Source organism: Candidatus Sulfotelmatobacter sp. (assembly GCA_035504415.1).
Classification (GTDB): Bacteria; Vulcanimicrobiota; Vulcanimicrobiia; order Vulcanimicrobiales; family Vulcanimicrobiaceae; genus Vulcanimicrobium.
This window is the reverse complement of record DATJRY010000006.1, coordinates 114,817-132,731: the sequence shown is the minus strand read 5'-3', so window position 1 is coordinate 132,731 and position 17,915 is coordinate 114,817. Positions and strand designations below refer to the sequence as shown.

Annotated in this window: 14 protein-coding genes and 1 tRNA gene; 6 read left to right on the top strand and 9 right to left on the bottom strand. The window is 68.1% G+C overall.

Translation table 11 applies throughout. The features are described 5' to 3' along the window. Positions 1–615 carry a hypothetical protein gene (locus VMD91_03035; protein ID HTW83027.1) on the bottom strand — a complete coding sequence of 205 codons (615 nt, stop codon included), beginning with the start codon at positions 613–615 and terminating at the stop codon, positions 1–3. A gap of 209 nt (positions 616–824) precedes the next feature. Between VMD91_03035 and VMD91_03030 the strand changes: the two genes are divergently transcribed. Then, positions 825–1,679, top strand: a complete 855-nt coding sequence (locus VMD91_03030; GenBank protein HTW83026.1) for a diguanylate cyclase — start codon at positions 825–827, stop codon at positions 1,677–1,679. Positions 1,680–1,708: 29 nt separating this feature from the next. On the opposite strand, the gene VMD91_03025 is transcribed toward VMD91_03030, so the two are convergent. After that, positions 1,709–1,795 (bottom strand) — tRNA-Ser (locus VMD91_03025). 103 nt (positions 1,796–1,898) lie between these two features. Between VMD91_03025 and VMD91_03020 the strand changes: the two genes are divergently transcribed. The 4 genes from VMD91_03020 to VMD91_03005 are packed head-to-tail and all read left to right on the top strand — an operon-like array spanning position 1,899 to position 5,986. Next, the gene (locus VMD91_03020; GenBank protein HTW83025.1) at positions 1,899–3,527 is read left to right on the top strand and encodes a peptide ABC transporter substrate-binding protein; all 1,629 of its coding nucleotides are present in this window, start codon (positions 1,899–1,901) and stop codon (positions 3,525–3,527) included. Between the two features lie 50 nt (positions 3,528–3,577). Then, positions 3,578–4,030, top strand: coding sequence for a hypothetical protein (locus VMD91_03015; GenBank protein ID HTW83024.1), 453 nt, complete (start codon positions 3,578–3,580; stop codon positions 4,028–4,030). 31 nt (positions 4,031–4,061) lie between these two features. Continuing rightward, positions 4,062–4,838 carry a tryptophan 2,3-dioxygenase family protein gene (locus VMD91_03010; protein HTW83023.1) on the top strand — a complete coding sequence of 259 codons (777 nt, stop codon included), beginning with the start codon at positions 4,062–4,064 and terminating at the stop codon, positions 4,836–4,838. Continuing rightward, the gene (locus VMD91_03005) at positions 4,835–5,986 is read left to right on the top strand and encodes an aminotransferase class V-fold PLP-dependent enzyme (GenBank protein ID HTW83022.1); all 1,152 of its coding nucleotides are present in this window, start codon (positions 4,835–4,837) and stop codon (positions 5,984–5,986) included. Before VMD91_03010 ends, VMD91_03005 begins: the two co-directional genes overlap by 4 nt. Here the strand turns inward: VMD91_03005 and VMD91_03000 are convergent. Beyond that, positions 5,983–6,738, bottom strand: a complete 756-nt coding sequence (locus VMD91_03000; protein ID HTW83021.1) for an inositol monophosphatase family protein — start codon at positions 6,736–6,738, stop codon at positions 5,983–5,985. The genes VMD91_03005 and VMD91_03000 overlap by 4 nt on opposite strands. A 27-nt stretch (positions 6,739–6,765) precedes the next feature. Between VMD91_03000 and VMD91_02995 the strand changes: the two genes are divergently transcribed. After that, positions 6,766–7,242 (top strand): DUF4149 domain-containing protein, encoded by a 477-nt coding sequence (locus VMD91_02995; GenBank protein ID HTW83020.1) that lies wholly within the window; start codon positions 6,766–6,768, stop codon positions 7,240–7,242. Positions 7,243–7,246: 4 nt separating this feature from the next. Here the strand turns inward: VMD91_02995 and VMD91_02990 are convergent, their stop codons facing one another. From VMD91_02990 to VMD91_02965, 6 genes are all read right to left on the bottom strand, one after another. Continuing rightward, entirely contained in the window at positions 7,247–8,035 is a 789-nt protein-coding gene (locus VMD91_02990; GenBank protein ID HTW83019.1) for a hypothetical protein, read from the bottom strand. Then, a complete protein-coding gene (locus VMD91_02985; GenBank protein HTW83018.1) occupies positions 8,032–8,688 on the bottom strand; it encodes a hypothetical protein in 657 nt (218 codons plus the stop codon). Before VMD91_02985 ends, VMD91_02990 begins: the two co-directional genes overlap by 4 nt. 13 nt (positions 8,689–8,701) lie before the next feature. Beyond that, on the bottom strand, positions 8,702–13,000 hold the full coding sequence (locus VMD91_02980) for a hypothetical protein (GenBank protein HTW83017.1): 4,299 nt from the start codon (positions 12,998–13,000) through the stop codon (positions 8,702–8,704). Positions 13,001–13,045: 45 nt separating this feature from the next. Then, positions 13,046–13,834, bottom strand: a complete 789-nt coding sequence (locus VMD91_02975) for a hypothetical protein (GenBank protein ID HTW83016.1) — start codon at positions 13,832–13,834, stop codon at positions 13,046–13,048. Between the two features lie 54 nt (positions 13,835–13,888). Beyond that, positions 13,889–14,590, bottom strand: coding sequence for a hypothetical protein (locus tag VMD91_02970; GenBank protein HTW83015.1), 702 nt, complete (start codon positions 14,588–14,590; stop codon positions 13,889–13,891). A gap of 180 nt (positions 14,591–14,770) precedes the next feature. Next, the gene (locus VMD91_02965; protein HTW83014.1) at positions 14,771–17,800 is read right to left on the bottom strand and encodes a carboxypeptidase-like regulatory domain-containing protein; all 3,030 of its coding nucleotides are present in this window, start codon (positions 17,798–17,800) and stop codon (positions 14,771–14,773) included. Between the last annotated feature and the right edge of the window lie 115 nt (positions 17,801–17,915).

Sequence of the window (17,915 nt, the reverse complement as noted above, 5' to 3'; positions counted from 1 at the left end):
TCAGTGGTGATGGCCGTCCGAATGCGGCGTTTCGTGGTACTCGTGACCGGCCGGCGCGCGCAGCGTGCCGTGCGGCACGTAACCGCCGCGGCTTGGCGGCGCGACGTAGGTGCGGCCACGCCACGCGCCGCCGTAGTAGCCGCGGGGGCCGCCGTAGGCGCCGCGCCACGCGCCGCCGTGCCACCACGTCGTGCCGCCGCCGAAGAAGAATCCGAGCGAGAAGGTCGGGCCGTAGTACCACCACGGGTGACCGAGATAGTACCAATCGCCGCCGTACGAGGTGTACGGCGTGTCGATCTCGTTGGCCGCGAAGAAGGGGCCCGCGTTGTAGCCGCTGATCGCGACCACCATCCCCGGCGCCAGCGTCAGGCCGGTGGGGTTGATGATCGTCCCCTGATGGAGCTGGACGTTGTCGACGAAGCCGCGGTCGTCGCGGACCTGGAGCGAGTACTGGCCGTCGAACGCGATGATCCGGCCGTGGATCTGCTCGTCCTGGGTGGCATAGCTGGGCGCGGCCGGCTGCGCGTACGAGGGCGGCTGATCTTGGGCGAAGCCGGCCAGCGGTACGAGCGAGACCGCCACCGCGGCGGCTGCTACGAGAAACGGAAAGCGCATGATTACCTCTTCGTACCCTCGTTCGTTAGGGAGCTCCTGGGAAGCTTTCATTCTCACCGGCGTTTCATCGAGGACTGCGGCGGCGCCGGGGGCGCCGTCCGGCCCGGACCACTTAACAGGAACTTTTCCCTGAGCGTGTGACCGAGGCCGCCTGTACCGGCGGTTCCGGCGCGCCGATACTTGAAACAACCGGTGATTCGGGAGACACTGTGAACGGCAGCACCGACGAGACCGCCAATCCGACCATCCGCATCATGTTCGAAGCCAGCCCGATCGGGATGTGCAACGTGCTGATCGACGGAACGATTCTGCGTGCCAACGCGGCCTATCGAACGTTGGCGGGCGGCGGGGCGACGCTGTTCGACGCCATCGATCCCACCCTGCACGACGCGCTGCGCGCCGGCATGACCGAGGTGGTCGGCGGCTCCAAGCCGAGCTTCAGCATCGTCACGCCGCTGGCCGCCGATCCGAACCGCTGGGGCGAGATGTCGATGGTGCGCATGCGCGGCGGTTCCGGCGACCTGATGGTGCACGCGCTCGACGTCACCTCGCGCCAGCAGCACGAGAGCAAGCTGCGCGAGCGCGCCGACAGCGACGCGCTGACCGGCCTCTCCAACCGCAGCGCGTTCGCCTCGATCCTGGGCGACCGGCTGCGCACGCAGGCGCGCGGCGTCGTCTACATGCTCGACATCGACGGCTTCAAGACGGTCAACGACACCCACGGCCACGCCAAGGGCGACGAACTGTTGATCGCGGTTGCCAAGTGCATCCGCAGCTCGGTGCGCGCGACCGACATCGTGGCGCGCTTCGGCGGCGACGAGTTCGCGCTCTGGCTCGACGGCAACGTCCCCGACCCGGTCAAGATCGGCAACGCGCTGATCGAACGCATCGCCACCCACGCCGCGAGCGTCGTCCCGACGCCGCGCGTCACCGCCAGCATCGGGGTGTACCGCAGCGTCGACGGTATGACTCCCGAACAGATGCTCGACTATGCCGACCAGGCGATGTACGTCGCCAAACGCGCCGGCAAAGGTCGCACGGTCGAGTACCGCCCGACCCGCTAACGCCCCTCGTGCACCCTGCGCGGCGCACGAGGAGAGAGTGGGATTCGAACCCACGAGCCCCGCGAAGGGCCTGCGGTTTTCAAGACCGCCGCGTTCAACCGCTCCGCCATCTCTCCGTACGGCCAGATGATTTGGTTCGTTCCGGGAGACGGGCTGGTCCTGGTATCGCCGCTCGCGCCGCGAAAAGGTCGCCGGCTTCCCCGCAGCGACTACGCTCGCATGATCGCTCGGGCGCTGCTCGCCGCCGTGCTGCTCGCCGTGCTGACCGCGTGCACGCGCGGCGGAAGCGCGGCGTTGCCCGACGACACGCTGCGGATGGTCGCGGGGGCCGACTTTCCCGGCCTCGATCCGCTGGTCGAAGACAACGGCACGCTGGCCGGGTTCGCGCCGCTCTGGCACGGCTATCTGCTGCGCGCCGACGGGCGGGCGCGGCTGGTTCCCGATCTCGCCGTGACCGTTCCGACGCTCGCGAACGGCGGCATCTCGCGCGACGGCAGGACCGTCACCTATCATCTCCGCCGCGGGGTGCGCTGGCAGGACGGGGCGCCGTTCGACGCGCGTGACGTCGTGTTCTCGTTCGCCGCCGCGATGAACCCGCACAACAGCGTCCCCGACCGTACCGGCTTCGACCACGTCGCGTCGGTCCGCGCACCGGATCCCTATACCGTGCGCGTGCGTTTGACGGCGCCGTTCTCGCCGTTCGTACCGTCGTGCTTCACGCTGGCGGCGAACGATCCGTATCCGATCCTGCCCGCGCACCTGCTGGCGGGCAAGCCGAGCATCGACCGCGACCCCTACAACGCCGCGCCGGTCGGCTTGGGCCCGTACCGGGTCGTGCGTTGGGAGCGCGGCGCGCACGTGCTGCTCGACGCCGACCCGCACTATTTCCGCGGCGCGCCGGCGATCTCGCACATCGACGTCAACATCATCGCCGACGTCAACACCGTCGAGACGCTCTGGAACGCCGGCAGCCTCGACCTGCTGCTGGCGCGCGTGCAAGCAGGACGCAGCTATCTCGACGCGATCCGCGCGCGCCGCGACGCGCACGTCGTGCTGCAGCCGCACAACGAGTTCGACTACCTTCAGTTCAACGCCACGCGCGCACCGCTGGACGATCGACGCGTACGGCTGGCGGTGATCCAGGCGATCGACCGGACGCGGATCATGCGCGAGCTCGACGGGCCGCTCTGGGAGCCGGGCGACTCCGACCGATTGCCGGGAACGTTCGCGTACGACCCGTCCTTGCACCAGCCGCGCTACGATCCGGCCGCCGCCGCGCGGACGCTCGATGCCGCCGGCTGGCGACTCGGGGTCGACGGCGTGCGACACAAGAACGGCCGGGCGCTGACGCTCGAATACGTCGCGATCGTGGAGTCGCCCACGACGGGCCGCGTCGGCGTGCTCGCCGCGCAAGACCTCGCGCACGTGGGCATCCGCACGACGATCAAAGCGTACAGCTACAACCAGATCTGGGGCCCGCAGGCCGAGCACGGCATCTTTCGCAACGGCCGTTTCGATCTCGCCTATTCGGGCTGGGATCCCAACGGCGTCGACGACCACTCGTACCTCTTCCGCTGCGACACCCGGCCGCCGAACGGCGACAACTTCTTCGGCGTCTGCGACCCCGTCATCGAGCGTGCGGCACGCGCGGAGCTGGGCTCCGCGTCGCCCGCCGTGCAGGCCGCCGGCGATCGCGCGATCACGCGCGAGCTGGTCGCGCGCTCCGCGCTGCTCTTCTTGGGCTTCAATCGCGAAGGGGTCGCGTATCGCGACGGGCTGACCGGCGTCGTGCCCTCGATCACCGGGATGCACTTCTGGAACGCCTGGGCCTGGCGGCTGCACGGCTGACGGCCCCTCGCCCGCGAGCCGAACACCGTCGCGGCGGGAAACAGCGGGGCATGAGACTGCCTGCCTTTGCCTCCTTGCTCGCGTTCGCGCTGGCGGCGCTGCCCGTCCTCGCGGCGGCGCAGGCCGCGAACCCGGAGGGCGAACCGAAGCAGCCGCTCTCGAACCGGCCCTCGGCGACGCTCGTCCCCGAACGCGGCGCCGGCACGGCGACGCCGGCCGAGGCGTTCGTCGTGCCCAAGGGCAGCGCCGTCACGATCCGCATCGTCTCGCAGGACGTGCGCTCGCAGAAGCTGCTCGCGAGCCTGGCGACGAGTCCGTGCGGACAGCCCGCGCGCGACGCGCTGCCGCTGGCGCCCGTCGTGCACGGCAACTCCGACACCACGCTGCGCGGAGCCGCGGCGCAACGGTTCGCACACGGCACCCAGACGGTGCGCGTGAGCGACGAGCACGGCAAGCCGCTGCTGTGCGGCGCTCTGAACGTCCCGCGGGGCGCCATCCGGTAGGCTCGCGGCGCCCCTTGCGGAAGAAAGCGCGGTGCCATCCGCGACCCTGACCTACGGCTCGTACCTGCGCGTGCCCGAGTTGCTCGGACTGCAGCAGCGCCTGAGCGATCCGCCGCATCACGACGAGCTGCTGTTCATCGTGATCCACCAGGTCTACGAGCTCTGGTTCAAGCAGCTGCTGCACGAGCTCGACGCCGTCGTCGGCTTTCTGCAGCGCGACGATCTGTTGCGCACGGCCAAGTCGTTCCGGCGGATCCACGCCATCCAGCGGGTGCTCGAGCAGCAGGTCGACGTGCTCGAGACGATGACGCCGCAAGAGTTCAACGCGTTTCGCGAGGGCCTCAATCCGGCCAGCGGCTTTCAATCGGCACAGTTTCGCCAAATCGAGTTCCTGTGCGGGCTCCACGGCAACGCCGCCGCGCTGCGTCACCTCGAGCTGACGCCCGGCGAGCGCGCCGAGCTCGACCGCCGGCTCGCCGAGCCGACGCTGCCCGATGCGCTGCACGGCCTCTTGGCGCGACACGGCTTCGCGGTCGATTCGCACGACGCACTGCTGCAGAGCCTGCGCACGATCTACGAACACGAGGAGCAGCACTATGCGCTCTACTTGCTGTTGGAAGACCTCATCGAGTTCGACGAGCGCTTCTTGCTCTGGCGCGGACGCCACGTGCGGATGGTGGAGCGCATGATCGGCATGAAGCCCGGCACCGGCGGCTCGCTGGGTGCGGCGTACCTGCAGACGACGCTCTCGCAGCGCTTCTTCCCCGCGCTGTGGGAAGTGCGCACGCTGCTGGGGACGCCGTCGTGATCGCCTCGACGAGTGCCCGCGCGCGCGACCGCTTCGCCGGCCTGCAGACGAGCACATGGCTGGTCTCGCACTCGATGGGCGCGCCGCCGCTTGCCGCGCGCGACGCGCTGGTCCGCTACCACGAGCAGTGGGCCGATGGCGGACCCGAAGGCGCGTGGCCGCACTGGCTCGACGAGGCGCGCACGATCGCCGACGGCATCGGCGCGATCGTCGGCGCGCCGTCCGGTTCGGTCGCGCTCGCGCCGAACGTCAGCATCCTGCAGTCGGCCTTGGCGTCGTCGCTCGGCCTGCGCGGAAGCGAACGCAACGAGATCGTCTACGAGGCGCTGCAGTTCCCCTCGCTGGCGTACGTGTGGACGGCGTGGGAGCGCGCCGGCGCGAAGACGGTCCGCGTCCCCACCGACGACGGGCGCACGATCCCAACCGAGCGCATCTGCGCCGCGATCACAGAGCGCACCGCGGTGGTCGTCCTCTCGCACGCCTACTACCAGAGCGGCGTCGTCATCGACGTGCCGACGATCGTCGCGCGCGCACGCGAGGTCGGTGCGCTGGTCGTCCTCGACGCGTACCAGACGACCGGCGTCTACCCGTACGACGTCGTGTCGCTCGACCTCGACGTCGTCGTCGGCGGCTCGCACAAGTGGCTGTGCGGCGGTCCGGGCTGCGGCTGGATCTACGTGCGCCCGGCACTGGCCGACCAGTTTCGGCCGCTGGTGACGGGCTGGTTCGCGCATCGCGATCCGTTCGCATTCGCGCCGCCGCCCATCGACTACGCCGCCGATCAGCTGCGTTGGGCGACCGGCACGCCGACGATTCCCGGCTACGTGGTGGCCAAGCCCGGCCACGAGCTGATCCGCGAGATCGGCGTGCCGGCGATCCGCGAGCACAACGTGCGGCTGACGACGCACCTCACGCACGCCGCGCTCGAGCGCGGCTGGCGCGTCAACACGCCGCACGAGGCCGCCAAGCGCACCGGCTGGGTCGGCATCGACGTTCCCGAGGCGGATCGCATCCTGCACGAGCTGATCGCGCGCCGCATCTACGTCGACTACCGGCCCGGCTGCGGTCTGCGCGTCAGCGCGCACTTCTACACGACCGACGAAGAGATCGAAACCTTCCTGTCCGCGATGGACGAGCTAACGAGCTAGGAGAGCAGCGTTTCCATCTCGGCATGAACCTGGCCGTTCGAACCCAAGATCGAACCTTCGTCGAGATCGAGTGGGCCGCCGTCGATGGCGCTGACGCGACCGCCGGCTTCTTCGATGATCAGCCAGCCGGCGGCGATGTCCCACGGCCGTAGTCCGAACTCCCAGAACGCTTCGTAGATCCCCGCGGCCACGTATGCGAGGTCGAGCGCGGCGGTACCGTCGCGGCGCACCGCTTGCGCGTGCTCCGAGAGCGCCGCGAACTGAGACGCATTGCGTGCGTACTCACCGGGGCGGAATCCGGTGCAGACCATCGCATCGGTGACGCGCGTCACCGCGGAGACGTGGATCGATGCACCGTTGCGCGTCGCGCCGCCGCCTCGGCGTGCGGCGAACAGCTCGTCGAGTATCGGCGCGTAGACGGCGCCCGCCTCGAGCACGCCGTCGCGCTCGTACGCGATCGAAACGCAGAACAACGGGTAGCGGTGCGCGTAGTTCGTGGTCCCGTCGAGCGGGTCGACGATGAACCGCTCGCCGCCGCGGCCCGGCCGCACGCCTCCTTCTTCGCCGAGGATCGCGGCAGCCGGGAAGGCGGCGCCGATGCGCTCGACGATCAGCGCTTCGCTGGCCCGATCGGCATCGGTGACGAGATCGTGGCGCCCCTTCTCGACGATCTCGCGCCGGTCGTGGAAGCGCTCGCGCAGGAGCGCGCCGGCGGCGCGGGCGACGTCGGTAACGAAGGCGAGCGGGTCCACGCGCGGTCTCCTCGGAAAGGGTGGGCAATGATGAGGAGTGCAGCTTCCGGCCGACGCGACCGCATCCTCGCCGCGATCGAAGTCCCGGCGCTCGGCGTTTGGCTCGGCGCACTGGTGGGGTTTGCCTTCATCTCGGCGCCGCTGGCCTTCCGGATCGTCGGTCCACTCGACCTGAGCCGGTTCGCGGCGCTGACGGCCGCGACGATCGGGCAGCTCACGATTTGGGGCTACGTGCTGGGTGGCATCGCGATCCTGGCGGCGCTCGCCCGCGCGGTCGACGCCGGCGATCGCACCTGGGACGCCGTTCGGATCGTGCTCATCGCGGCCGCGCTCGGGCTCGCTGCATACGAGCAACAGGCGATCGTGCCGCACATGCAGGCGATCACCGATCTGCGCTCCGACGACTATCGCGCGCTGCACGGGCGCTCGACCGCCGTCTACGGCGCCGTCGCGCTGCTGGTGCTGATGAGCTTGCTCCTCGCGACCACCCGCCGCGAGGAATGACCGGCTAGATCGTAACCTGGAGGTTGTACTCGATGACCGCCGAGTACGTGCCGGGCGCCACCGCGGTCGGCACCGTCAGCCGCAGATCGATACAGCCCGTGTAGGTGACGTTCGCCGCCTTCGACCAGACCGTCTGGCCCGGCGAGCCCTCGTTGTAGAAGCCCGTGAACGTCGCGGGAGTCGGTTCGGGAACCGGTTCCGGACTCGCCTCGGCGGCCCACGCGAGATAGCTCGTCGTCGGATAGTTCTCGATCGGATAGCCGATGGCGCTCGAGGTCGAGGTGCCGTACCCCCAGTCCGTCAAGCCGTAGGCCGTCGTGTAGTAGGTCTTGATCGTAAGCGCACAGGCGTAGTAGTTGGTTCCGTAGACCGCGGTCAGGATCGTGCCAGCCGACCCCGGCGTTACCTGCAAGTATTGCGCGTTCGGATCCGCTTTGGTGACGAACTGCACCGGCACCGGCGAGGGCTGCGCTTGCACCTGTGCGATCTGGATCCCCGGAGCGACGTCCCAGCTCGGGCCACCCCATGCGACTTGGCGCGGTCCGGCGAACGGATCGACGAGCAGCGTCCGCGTCGAGGCGTCCGTGCGAGGCGCGGCGGCGATCGCCGCCGCCGCCTTTACCTGCGGCGCGGGCAACGCGCCCACGCTCGGCGCCGGGCTCGGCGTTATGACGAATTCGAACTCGACGATCTTGGAGGTCTTGGTCGCCTGCACGGCGTCGGCCTGAGAGAACGCGGCCAGCGCGGCGAGCACGACGAGCGCGAGCAGCGCGAGGTTGCGTGTGTGTCTCAATTTCCGATCACCGTGTAGACGATGTAGACGTTGAACTGACTGATCGCCATCGACCCGTTGGGCCGCAGCTCGTAGTCGAAGCCTTGCGAGAGCGACCCTGACGCGCCGCTCGTCCAGACCACCGATGCGCTCGAGGGCGCCCCGCCGTACGTGATTCCGTTCACGCCGTTGACGCCGATCGGCGTACCGGCCGTCTTGTTGAACGACGTGGCGGAGCTGAACGCCGTGTTGCCGCTCGACGACGGCAGCCAGAACAGCGTTTGGAACAGCGGCGAAGTCGACGCGGACGGCGTAAACAGGTCCGTGGCGCCTTCCGCATAGACGATGAAGCCGGACGGATCGTTGGTGTTCACGTTGACTTGCGCTGCGTACTTGTAGAGGTAGTTGTAGCCGACCACGACGTTGCCGAAGTCGACTTGGCCGCCGTCGAGGACCGCGGTCGAGCCGTTTGCCGGCGTCGTTCCGCTGCCCAACCCGTTGGTCGAGATACCGGCGACGCCGAAGCCGGACGCGTAGTTCGGGGTGACCGAGGCGTGGACGTACGGCAACACCTTGTAGTCCAGCTGCGCGGAGCCGACGGTTGCGGCGCGAGCGAGGAGTGGTGTTCCGGCGAGGGCGAGGGCGGCGGCCGCGGCGGCCAATCGACGAATCAACGTATTCTCTCCGTCAGTTGGCGATGAGGGTGTAGGTGAGGGTGATCGTATTGGTCTGCGTCGCCGACAACACCGTCGCCCCGACGTTGAGCTGGAAGCTCATGATGTTGTCGACCGGCGTGTGCAGCGCGGCGCCCGTGAAGGTCGAGAGCTGCTGCGTACCAGTCGTGGGAACCACCACACCCGGGGAAGTATCGGCTGCCGCGTTCGGCGTGAACGTACCGGTGCCCGGATGCGACGAAGCCGTCTTGTCGATCCAGGTGTTGAGCGCGGGGCCGCCGCCCGAGGAGATCTGCGGATTCTGGTCGGCCGCGACGTAGAGCGTCCAGCCGGCGGTCGAGTCGGAGTAGACCGAGGCCGCCAGCGTGTCGGTCGCGTCGAAGGTTCCGGTGATCGAGTTCAGGTTGATGATCGGAACCGTGCCGCTGGTGAACGTGCAGTTCGGGCAACTGACGGTTGGCGCGTCGCTGGGTCCGAACAGCGCGGGGTTGTAGGTGAAGGTCGGCGACACTCCCGTCGGCACCTGGATCGACAGCTCGGCCTCATCGATGACGCGCACGGTGTTGGACAGCGAGTAGGCCGCCAGCGTGTTCGCGTTGGTGTTCGGATTGGCCGGCGTTCCGTTGTCGGCGACCGATGCCGGCCACAGGAACGTCGAGCCGATGTCGTACGGCGAGAGCGCGTAGAAGAACACGTCGAGCGACTGGCCGACCGCGATCGTGCAGCCGTGCAGGGTGATGATGCCCGGCGTCCCCGGAGAGCCGCGCACCGGCTCGGTCAGCGTCTTGTAACCGTTGGCGCTGCACTGCGCGCCCGCCGCGCCCGCGCCGTAGGTGTAGATCGACGACGCGATCACCGACCAGTCTTGCGTGTCGAAGATCTGCCCCGAGGTGTTCGACGAGGGGATCTGGATGCTGACGTCCGTGATCGGGGTCGAGCCGTTGTTGTAGAGCTGGAAGACGTATCCGTTACCGTCGTTGTAGTTCGCCCAGGCGCCGATCGTCGGCTGGCTGTTGGCCGGCACGGCGGTGATCGGCGCGACCGGCGGATAGACCGGCGTCGCGGTGTAGCCACCGGCGTAGGTGATGCTCGTCTGAGCCGTCGTGTTGGCAACGGCCAACGTCGGCTCTTCGTTGATGGGCGTCGTCACCGAGCCGACGACCGCGCCGCCGTTCGCGCCGACGGCGATCCACGGCACGGAAGCCGTGGCGACGCCGGGTGCCGTTGCGTAGGTGAAGGTCACGTCCAGCGTGTCGCCCGGCGGCAGCGAGTTCGCGTCCTGCGTCGCGGTGCAGGCGGTGTAGGTTTGGTTCGCCACGCTCGGGATCGTGTTCGACGTGCACAGGTCGATCAGGTACGTGCCGGTCGTCGAGGTCGCGTTGGCATGCCAGGTCACCCCGGTCTGGTTCGGCGAGGTGACCGACACCGAGGACGGATAGACGCCGCCCATGCTCGGCACTTCGATCAGCAGCTGGCTGACGTAGTCCGGGTTCGGGTCCAGACCGGTCGACGTGTTGGTGAACGCGAAGGTGAACGAGGAGCCGGCCGAGGCGGCGACGACCGCCGGCGTGATCGACGCGGTCATGAAGGCCGGGTTCAGCGAGAAGACGCCGATCTCGTCGGAGAGGACGTTGGTCGTCCCCGCGATCGCGTTGGTCAGCGTGCTGGTCGGGCCGACGGTGAACGAGGTGCCCGTCCAGTTGGCCGTCACCGGCACGACCTGGAAGGGGAACGACGCCAACGAGATCGGCAGCGTGAACTGGAAGACCGCCGTCTGGCCGACCGCGATCGACTTGCTGCCCGAATCGAAGGCGAACGCGTTCGACCCGAGGTTGGCGTTCGCGGTGGCGCCGTTGCCGCCGTCTTCGGTGTACACGGTCCAGCTGGCGACTTGCGAGTTGCCGTTGTTGACCACGGAGGTCAACTTCGGCGTGCTCGTGCTCGGATAGTAGGTCGCCGGCATGACGAACTCGAGCGCGTTGATCGCCGCCGAACCGCCGGTGTTGTTGACGGTGACGGTGATGGGATACGTCCCGGTCGAGAGCGCGTTGTCGGTACCGGACACGTACATCGCTTGCGTGTACCGCGGAGTGCCGAGCTGCGTACCGGAGAAGTCGCCGATGGTCGTCCAGCTGTACGACGGCTGGTTCGCGGCGACGCTGAAGCCCAGGACCTCGAGGCCGTTGGTCGCGGTGTTCGCCATCGTCGCGCTGGTGATGCTCTCGGCGATGCCGTGCAGCGGCGTGATCGTCGTGCGCAGGATGCAAGCGGCGGTACAGTTGCCGGTCGCGACGCCCACGGTGAGCGGGAACGGCAGCGTCGAGCCGGGCGCGAGCGACTCGCCCGCGACGGCGGGGACGGCTTTGACGCCCGGCGCGCCGGTGATGGCGTCGGTATAGGTGGTGAGGTTCCAGGTCTGGCCCTGCGAGTCAGTGGCGGTCGTCACCCCGGTTTGCAGACCCATCGTGACCTTCGCGGTGCTGTCGCGCTCGATCGTCACCTGCTTGATGCCGTCGGCGTTCCAGGTCCCGAACAGCGTGCCGCCCGTGTTGGTGAGGGTGGCGGTGACGTTCGTCGCCAGCCCCCCGGCGTTCGCGTTGACGAACGAGCCGGCCGGGCTCGTCCACTCGAAGGAACCGGAGTACGAGACGATCTGGAACGACTTGGAGCCCACCACGGTGCCGGCCGTCGAATCGTAGAGCTGCGCGGTGTAGACGTTGGGCGCGAACGGCGTCTGCGAAGCACCGAACGAGGTCAGCGTCGCGGTGTTCAGCGGGAAGGCGACGTTGTTCTCCGTGAACGTCGTGCCGGTCGCCGTGAAGCTCAGCGGCGGATTGAAGAACTGCGGGCCGGCCGGCGTGCTCTCCGGGAACGTCGTCGTGCCGGTGTCGCTCGTGGTCGAGGCGAGCACGACGCCGTTGCCGTTACTCAGCGTGAGCGAGTACACGTGACCGCTGGTCGTGCCGCTGCCGGAGATGTTCAGGCCGGTGACCGACTGATCGGTGGTGACGTTACCGATGCCGGCTTGGACGTTGAACAGCCCGTCGGTGGCGAAGATGTTGTTGAGGTTGGTCCCGGTGCCGCTGGTCGAGCTGTAGGGAACCAGCGTGTTCCAGGTCAGCGTCGACGGATTGACCGACACTTGCTGCTGCGAGATCATGTCGTTCGTCGTCGCGTCGTAGAGCTCGACCGAGTACGTGCCGGCGGCGTTCGTGCCGCTCGCCGGCGTCGTCCACTGCCCGCTGAACGACTGATTCGTCGGCAAGACGCCGGCCGCGCCGTTCGTGAAGCACACCGCGTTGTTGTAGTTCTGCGTGCCGGACGGGATCGTGTACACGCACGGCAAGCCGTTGCCGGACGTATTGATGAAGCCGAAGTCGTAGAAATGCGCCGGGTTGAGTCCCGTCGCTTGAACGTACGCCGTCGAGCCGGAGGCGAAGTCGTTCGCCACCGTCGTCATCCCGGCATTCGAGTAGGTCGAGAAGTTCAGCGTGCCGATGACGACCGTGTAGGCGACGGCCTCGAAGTTTCCGGTCGCAGTGTTCTTGACCGCGATCGCCCAGATCCCCGAATAGGCCGAAGCAGCCGCATTGGTGTCGGGGCCGTTGAGGATGGTCGCGTTGGTGGCGGCCAGCGGCGTCGTGAGCGTGATTGCGGCCCAATACGGATACATCTCGCCGCCGGCGGTGTGCTCGCAGCGGCCGGTCGCGTCGGTCGTGAACGTGTTCGAGTTCGCGTTGCCGGCCCAGTACTCGTCGATGCCGACGGTGTACGCGAAACCGTCGGGCGAGAACACGATGTACTCGTAGGTCGTGTTCGCCTTGAGGTTCTCGCACTCCCAATAGACGTCCGCACCGTACGCGACGGTCTGGTCGTCCAGGTACGCCTGCGTGGTGGCGGTACCGGTGAGCACGATCGAAGCGCCCGTCGCGGACGCGCTGTGCCGGATCCCCTGCTTGGCGCGCAACATCGGGCCGAGCTTGGGCATTCCGGCCGGCTGCTGGCCCGCGTAGCGCGGTCCCAGCCGGTGCAGCATCTGCTTGCGCTGGAATTGCGGAAGACGCTGGAGCCAGCCGAGCGGATCGAAAACGGTCTGTCCGGAGACGCTCGTGTGGCCCTTGCGGCGCATGTCGCCGAGCGGCAAGGGCGGCGCGGTCGGGCCGCCCGAAGGCGCCGCGGCCGGCGTCGCTATGGCACGCATCCCACCGCCGCCGCGCAGGGTCGACTGCGTGGACTGTGCGAGGGCGACGATCCCACCGGCACCGAGGACGGTGACGGCGACGAAGGCGACGAGCGCCAACGTCCGCGACAATGCTTTCATATGCTCCGGAATCCGTTCCGCGTGTGTCCCGTGCGCTTAGCGCACGGTGACGTTCGTCTGTCCAGCGACCAGGTTCGGCCCGCCGTAGTCCACCAGGGCGACGACGGAGTACGAGCCAGGCGGGAGCTTCTTCCCGAGGATGTCGACGACGCGCGTTCCGCCGCGCTCGACGAGCAAGCCGGACGGCAACGTGAGTCGGTCGACGATCGCGCTTCCTTGTTTGATCTCGACGCGGCCACTCAGATACACGTGAGCATTTCCGGTGTTGTGGAAGTTGACCAGGTAGTGCGCGCCGTCTGCGGCGGACTGCATGCGCACGTCGTCGATCTCCCCGCCGATGTGCGTCGTATCCGGAATGATCACGTAGATCTTCGAGGCGATTCGCTCCGCGATCGACAGCCCGCCGCCGTGGCGAGTGGGCCGCGTCGTGAAGAAGACCAGATTGCTGTACTCACCGTTCGCGCCAGCCGGCACGTCGACCGAGAATCGCACTTGCGTGAACGAACCCGGATCGACGTCGAACTCGCGCGGATTGATGGTGATGTCCTTGGAGAGCGAGAACTGCCCTTTGCCGGGGGCGGCGAAGGCGTACTGCCCATCGCGCCCGACGGTGTAGTCCACGAGCGAAGCGACGATATGAATCTGCGCCTGACTCGTGTTGCGGACCGTGATCGGGAACGTCTCCTGCTTGCCGGGCTCCGTCTGGAGCTCGTACTTGGCCGGAGAGACGTCAACCGAGAGGTCCGCCGCCGAGGGGGCTGCGGCCGCCAGTCCGAGGACGACGGTCGCACCGATAACTTGGAGCAAACGCGAGGGGATGCGCATCACTCTAGATTCTCGGTCGCCACCCGCGACGGCTTCAGTCTCTTGCTCCGGACGTCAGTTCGGAACGACGGCGAGCGTGACCACGTTCGTCTGCGTCGTGGTCGACGACGCGGCCGCCGAGCTGACGTTGAACGAGATGTCCTGGCCGCCGTAGAGCCACGAGCCGTTGGCCGTTGCCGCTGAGAAGAACACCGAGCCGACGGCGCCCGCCGTGGTGGCGGTCGGGGTCGCGGTCTGATCCCAGGTGCCGGTGCCCGGCGTGCTGGCGCCGCCGAAGCCGGTGCCGGCCGTCGACCCACCCTCACCGACCAGGGCCACGCCGGCAACCGAGTTGACGGTGGGGCAAGACGCCACGTACGTCACGGCCGCGGTCGCGCCCGAGACGGTCGGGGAGGCGGCCATCGTCGCGTTGAGCGGGTACGAGCAGATCGCCGTACCGGTCGCGACGGAGTCGGTGTACTCGTACACCTTGAACCCGCTGGTGTCGTTCGAGCTCACGCCGAGGAGCAGCGCGTTCTTGTAGTAGCAGCTCGTGTAGCCGCTGGTGGGCGGGGTGATCGCCCCGAAGGTCAGGGTCGCGCCGGTCTCGGCCGCACCGGCCGTGCAGTTGCCCGCCGGTTGCGAGTAGATCGTGGAAGCTCCGGCGGCCTGACCCCAAGGGGCAGCCGTCGTGTAGTTCGTCGCGATGGCGACCGAGGCGGTCGCGTTGACGGTGTACTTGATCTGCGCGGAACCGTAGACCGTGGTAGCTGCCATGCTAGGAGCCGCCGTGACGGTCGCGATCCCCAGCATGACCAGAGCAGCAAGTGCTCTTTTCACGTTCGAATCCTTTCGAGGTGGAGGGACGCTAGATTGGGGGGCGATCTCCGCCCCTCACCTCGGTCTTCGACCGTCAGGGGGCCGGTCGTTAGCCCCACGGTGCGGTAGAGGGCCTTTTTAACGGAGACTTATCGGGTAATTTTGCCCTCGCTTGGTTCGGATAGTGGCCGAGTAGGGCAGCCCCTTCTCCCAGAGCGGCATGCTGAAGACGAACAGCCGCCCGTTCGGTTTGGGGAGCGGCAGCTTGAAGCCGTCCTGGAACTCGATGACGTCGCCGGCCGCGACCGGGGCGTAGGTCTTGATCGAGACCTTGATCTGGTGGCCCGGCAGCGGTTTGGCCGGGAAGACGCGGATCGTGAAGAGCGACAGGCCCGGGTCCACCTGGACCAGCACGGTGTTCTCCCGGACGTCCTTCCGCTGCGCCGCGACCGTCAACGAGTAGTCGCCGCGGGTGAGCGTCGGCGCGATCACGTCGCCGACCCACGCGCCGGACTTCTTGTCCAGGTGCAACGGGAAGTTACCGAAGACGTCGCTCTGGACCGTGAGCGTGACGTCCTTGGCGTTGGTGTGGGCGACGACGTGCACCAGGGCGCCGGGCGGGACCACGGCCGGTTCCGTCTCGACCTGGATCGCCTGCTCCTTGCCTTGGTTGAAGGTGAAGACGACGTTCTTCGCCACCCCGCCCAAGCGGAACACGACGCCGGAGACGTTCGCGCCGCCGGCCAGATCGATCGGGCCGTCCGGGCCCGAGACCACCCCGAGGCCGTCTGGGATCGTATCCTGGTCGATGCTCAGCGTGTAGCTGCCCGGCGGGAGGTTGTCGAGCAGGAACGACCCGTCGTCGTTGGTGATGCCGGCGTGCTCGCCGGGCTCCGCCACGACGTACACGTTGTTCGCCCCGACTTGATTGCCGAACCCACCCTCGCCCGCCGTATAGACGAAGCCGGCGATCGACCCGAGCGCCGATCCGGCGAAGTCGAGCGGTACCTGCGACCCGGCGGCGACCGTGATCGTCTTCTTGGTATCGTCGACGAAGGCGATCGTCGAGGGGACGGTCGCGGTCACGACCTCGATCGTGTGCGCGCCCGGATTCAGCCGGCCGACCTGATAGAACCCTTGGGGCGTGGTGACCGTCGCCTGGACGCCGTCGACCGCGATCCCGACCTTGGGGATCGGGATCTTGGTGCCGTTCGGCCCCCGCGCGTAGACCTGTCCGGAGACCGCGCCGAAGTTGCCCACGTTGAAGGCCAGGGTCGTGGTCTGGCCGCCCAGGACGTTGACGGTCTGGAACTCGCGGTCGAGCACCAACCCCGGCGATATGGTCGCCGGGTCGATCCGCACCACGTGCGTCCCTTGCGGGACGAAACGGAACTCGAAGTTGCCGGCGGAGTCGGTTCGCTCGGTAATGCCGTCGTCAAGTACGACCATGGCGTTGTTGAGCCCGCGCGGCGCGGCGACGTTGTACGAGAACGGGCTCGCCGAGCTCGACATCGTGACCGTCCCGCGGATGACCGCCGGCAGATGCGGGTTGGCCTTCCCCTGTACCGACTGCGGCTGGTTGAAGCCGAATGGGCCGACCAGCGAGAGGCTGAAGCCGGTCCCCGAACCGCCGCCCGGCCCGGTCTGGTGGAAGACGTCGGCGCTGGCCTGAATGCTGACGACCGAGGAGAGTCGCCGCACGACGCTGACCGCCGTCTCGACGATGCGGGCTGGGATCAGGTTGTTGCGCTCGTCCTCGAAGCCTTCGCTGACCTGGATGTCGGCCTTCTTGCCGAACGGCCGGGCGTAGTCGACCGTCTGGTCGACCGAGGTGCCGTTGCTCAGGCCGCCGCCGTTCTCCAGGCTGCGGGTGAACTGGTAAGAGGCCGCGCCGCCGAGGATGTTGCGGCTGATCCCGAGCGCGTACTGGCTGGTCGCTGCGTTGCCGTCGGTGGCGCTGGTCGACGCCTTTTGGACGGTGGCGTAGATCGAGATCTTCTTGATCTGCTCGGTTGCGGTCAGGCCGGCGCTGCGATTGAGGGTGATCGAGCCCGGCTCGCGCTCGTCCTGAAAGCTGCCGACGTACTCGAGCCCGAAGTGGCCCCACGATTTGCCGCCGGTCAGCGTCACGTCGTCGTCGTGTGAAAGGGTGTCGACGTTGCGGTCGTCGAGGTGGGTGTAGTCGAGGCTGAAGTTGCCGAAGCCGCCCTGTCGCCGCAGCGCCAGGTCGACCGACATCCCGCCATCGAGCACCCCGGTCAGCGTGTTGAAGCCGGCTGGGTCGTACCGGATGCCGAAGGTTTCGCTCGCGCCCTTCCCTTGTATGTCGGCCTGAAAGCCGCCCGCCACCCGAATGCCGTTCGGCTGGTCGAGGACGTCGTCGGTCTGGCCGATGGCCAGCTCGGTTTGGGTCGAGAGGACGGGGCCGTATTTTTGGAACGAGAAGTCGCCGATCGATTCCCGTCCGCCTTGCTGTCCCGTTCCATAGTAACCCGAGAGAGCGAAGTAGCCGCCCAGCGCGTTCCAGTCGCGGCGCAGGCCGTAGATCCGGTAGGTCTCCTCCTCGGAGTCGGTCGCGATCGCGCTCATGTAGGTCAGGTCGCCGTTGCGCAGCGGCAGCGTCAGCGAGATGCCCCGCGCGAAGCCGCCGATCTCGAGCTGGGTGTCGGCCGGACCCGCCAGCTGGCCGTAGCTCAGGGTGTAGGTCGGGGTGCGGTACGCGACGATGAACGAGCCGGAGTTGAAGGCGCCGCCCCCGACGCCCAGCGAGTCGCTGATCTCGAGCGACGTCTGCGCGGTGCGCCGGTCCGCCGTGAGGGTGAGGGCCGTCGAGTAGCTGTCGTAGCCCAGGTCCAACCCGTCGCGCGTCTGCTTGTTGACCCCCAGCTGGTAGGTGCCGGAGCCCGAGAACACGATCGGCCCCTCGCCCAGGAACGAGTGACGCACCGGATGCGGCGCGACCGAAGGGGACGGTGAGGGCGAGGGAGCGGGCGTGGGGCTCGGGCCGGGCGAGGGCTCGACCACGGCCAGCAGGCTCGCGGGGAGGTGCAGGTTGACGGCCAGGAACGGCGCCGCGAGCAGCGCCCCCTCCGACGCGAAGCAGACGGCCGAGGCAACCAGGCATGCGACACCCGTCCCGGCCAGCAGGCGCCGCAGACGGAGATGCACACCCGATTCATCGGCTCCCGGCCGCCCGGCCACCACCGAATCTGTGGATGGAGGGGTAAAGTTGGGGCTCGGCAGGTGCCGATAGGGTGGGAAGGGGTACCTGTACCCCAGCCCA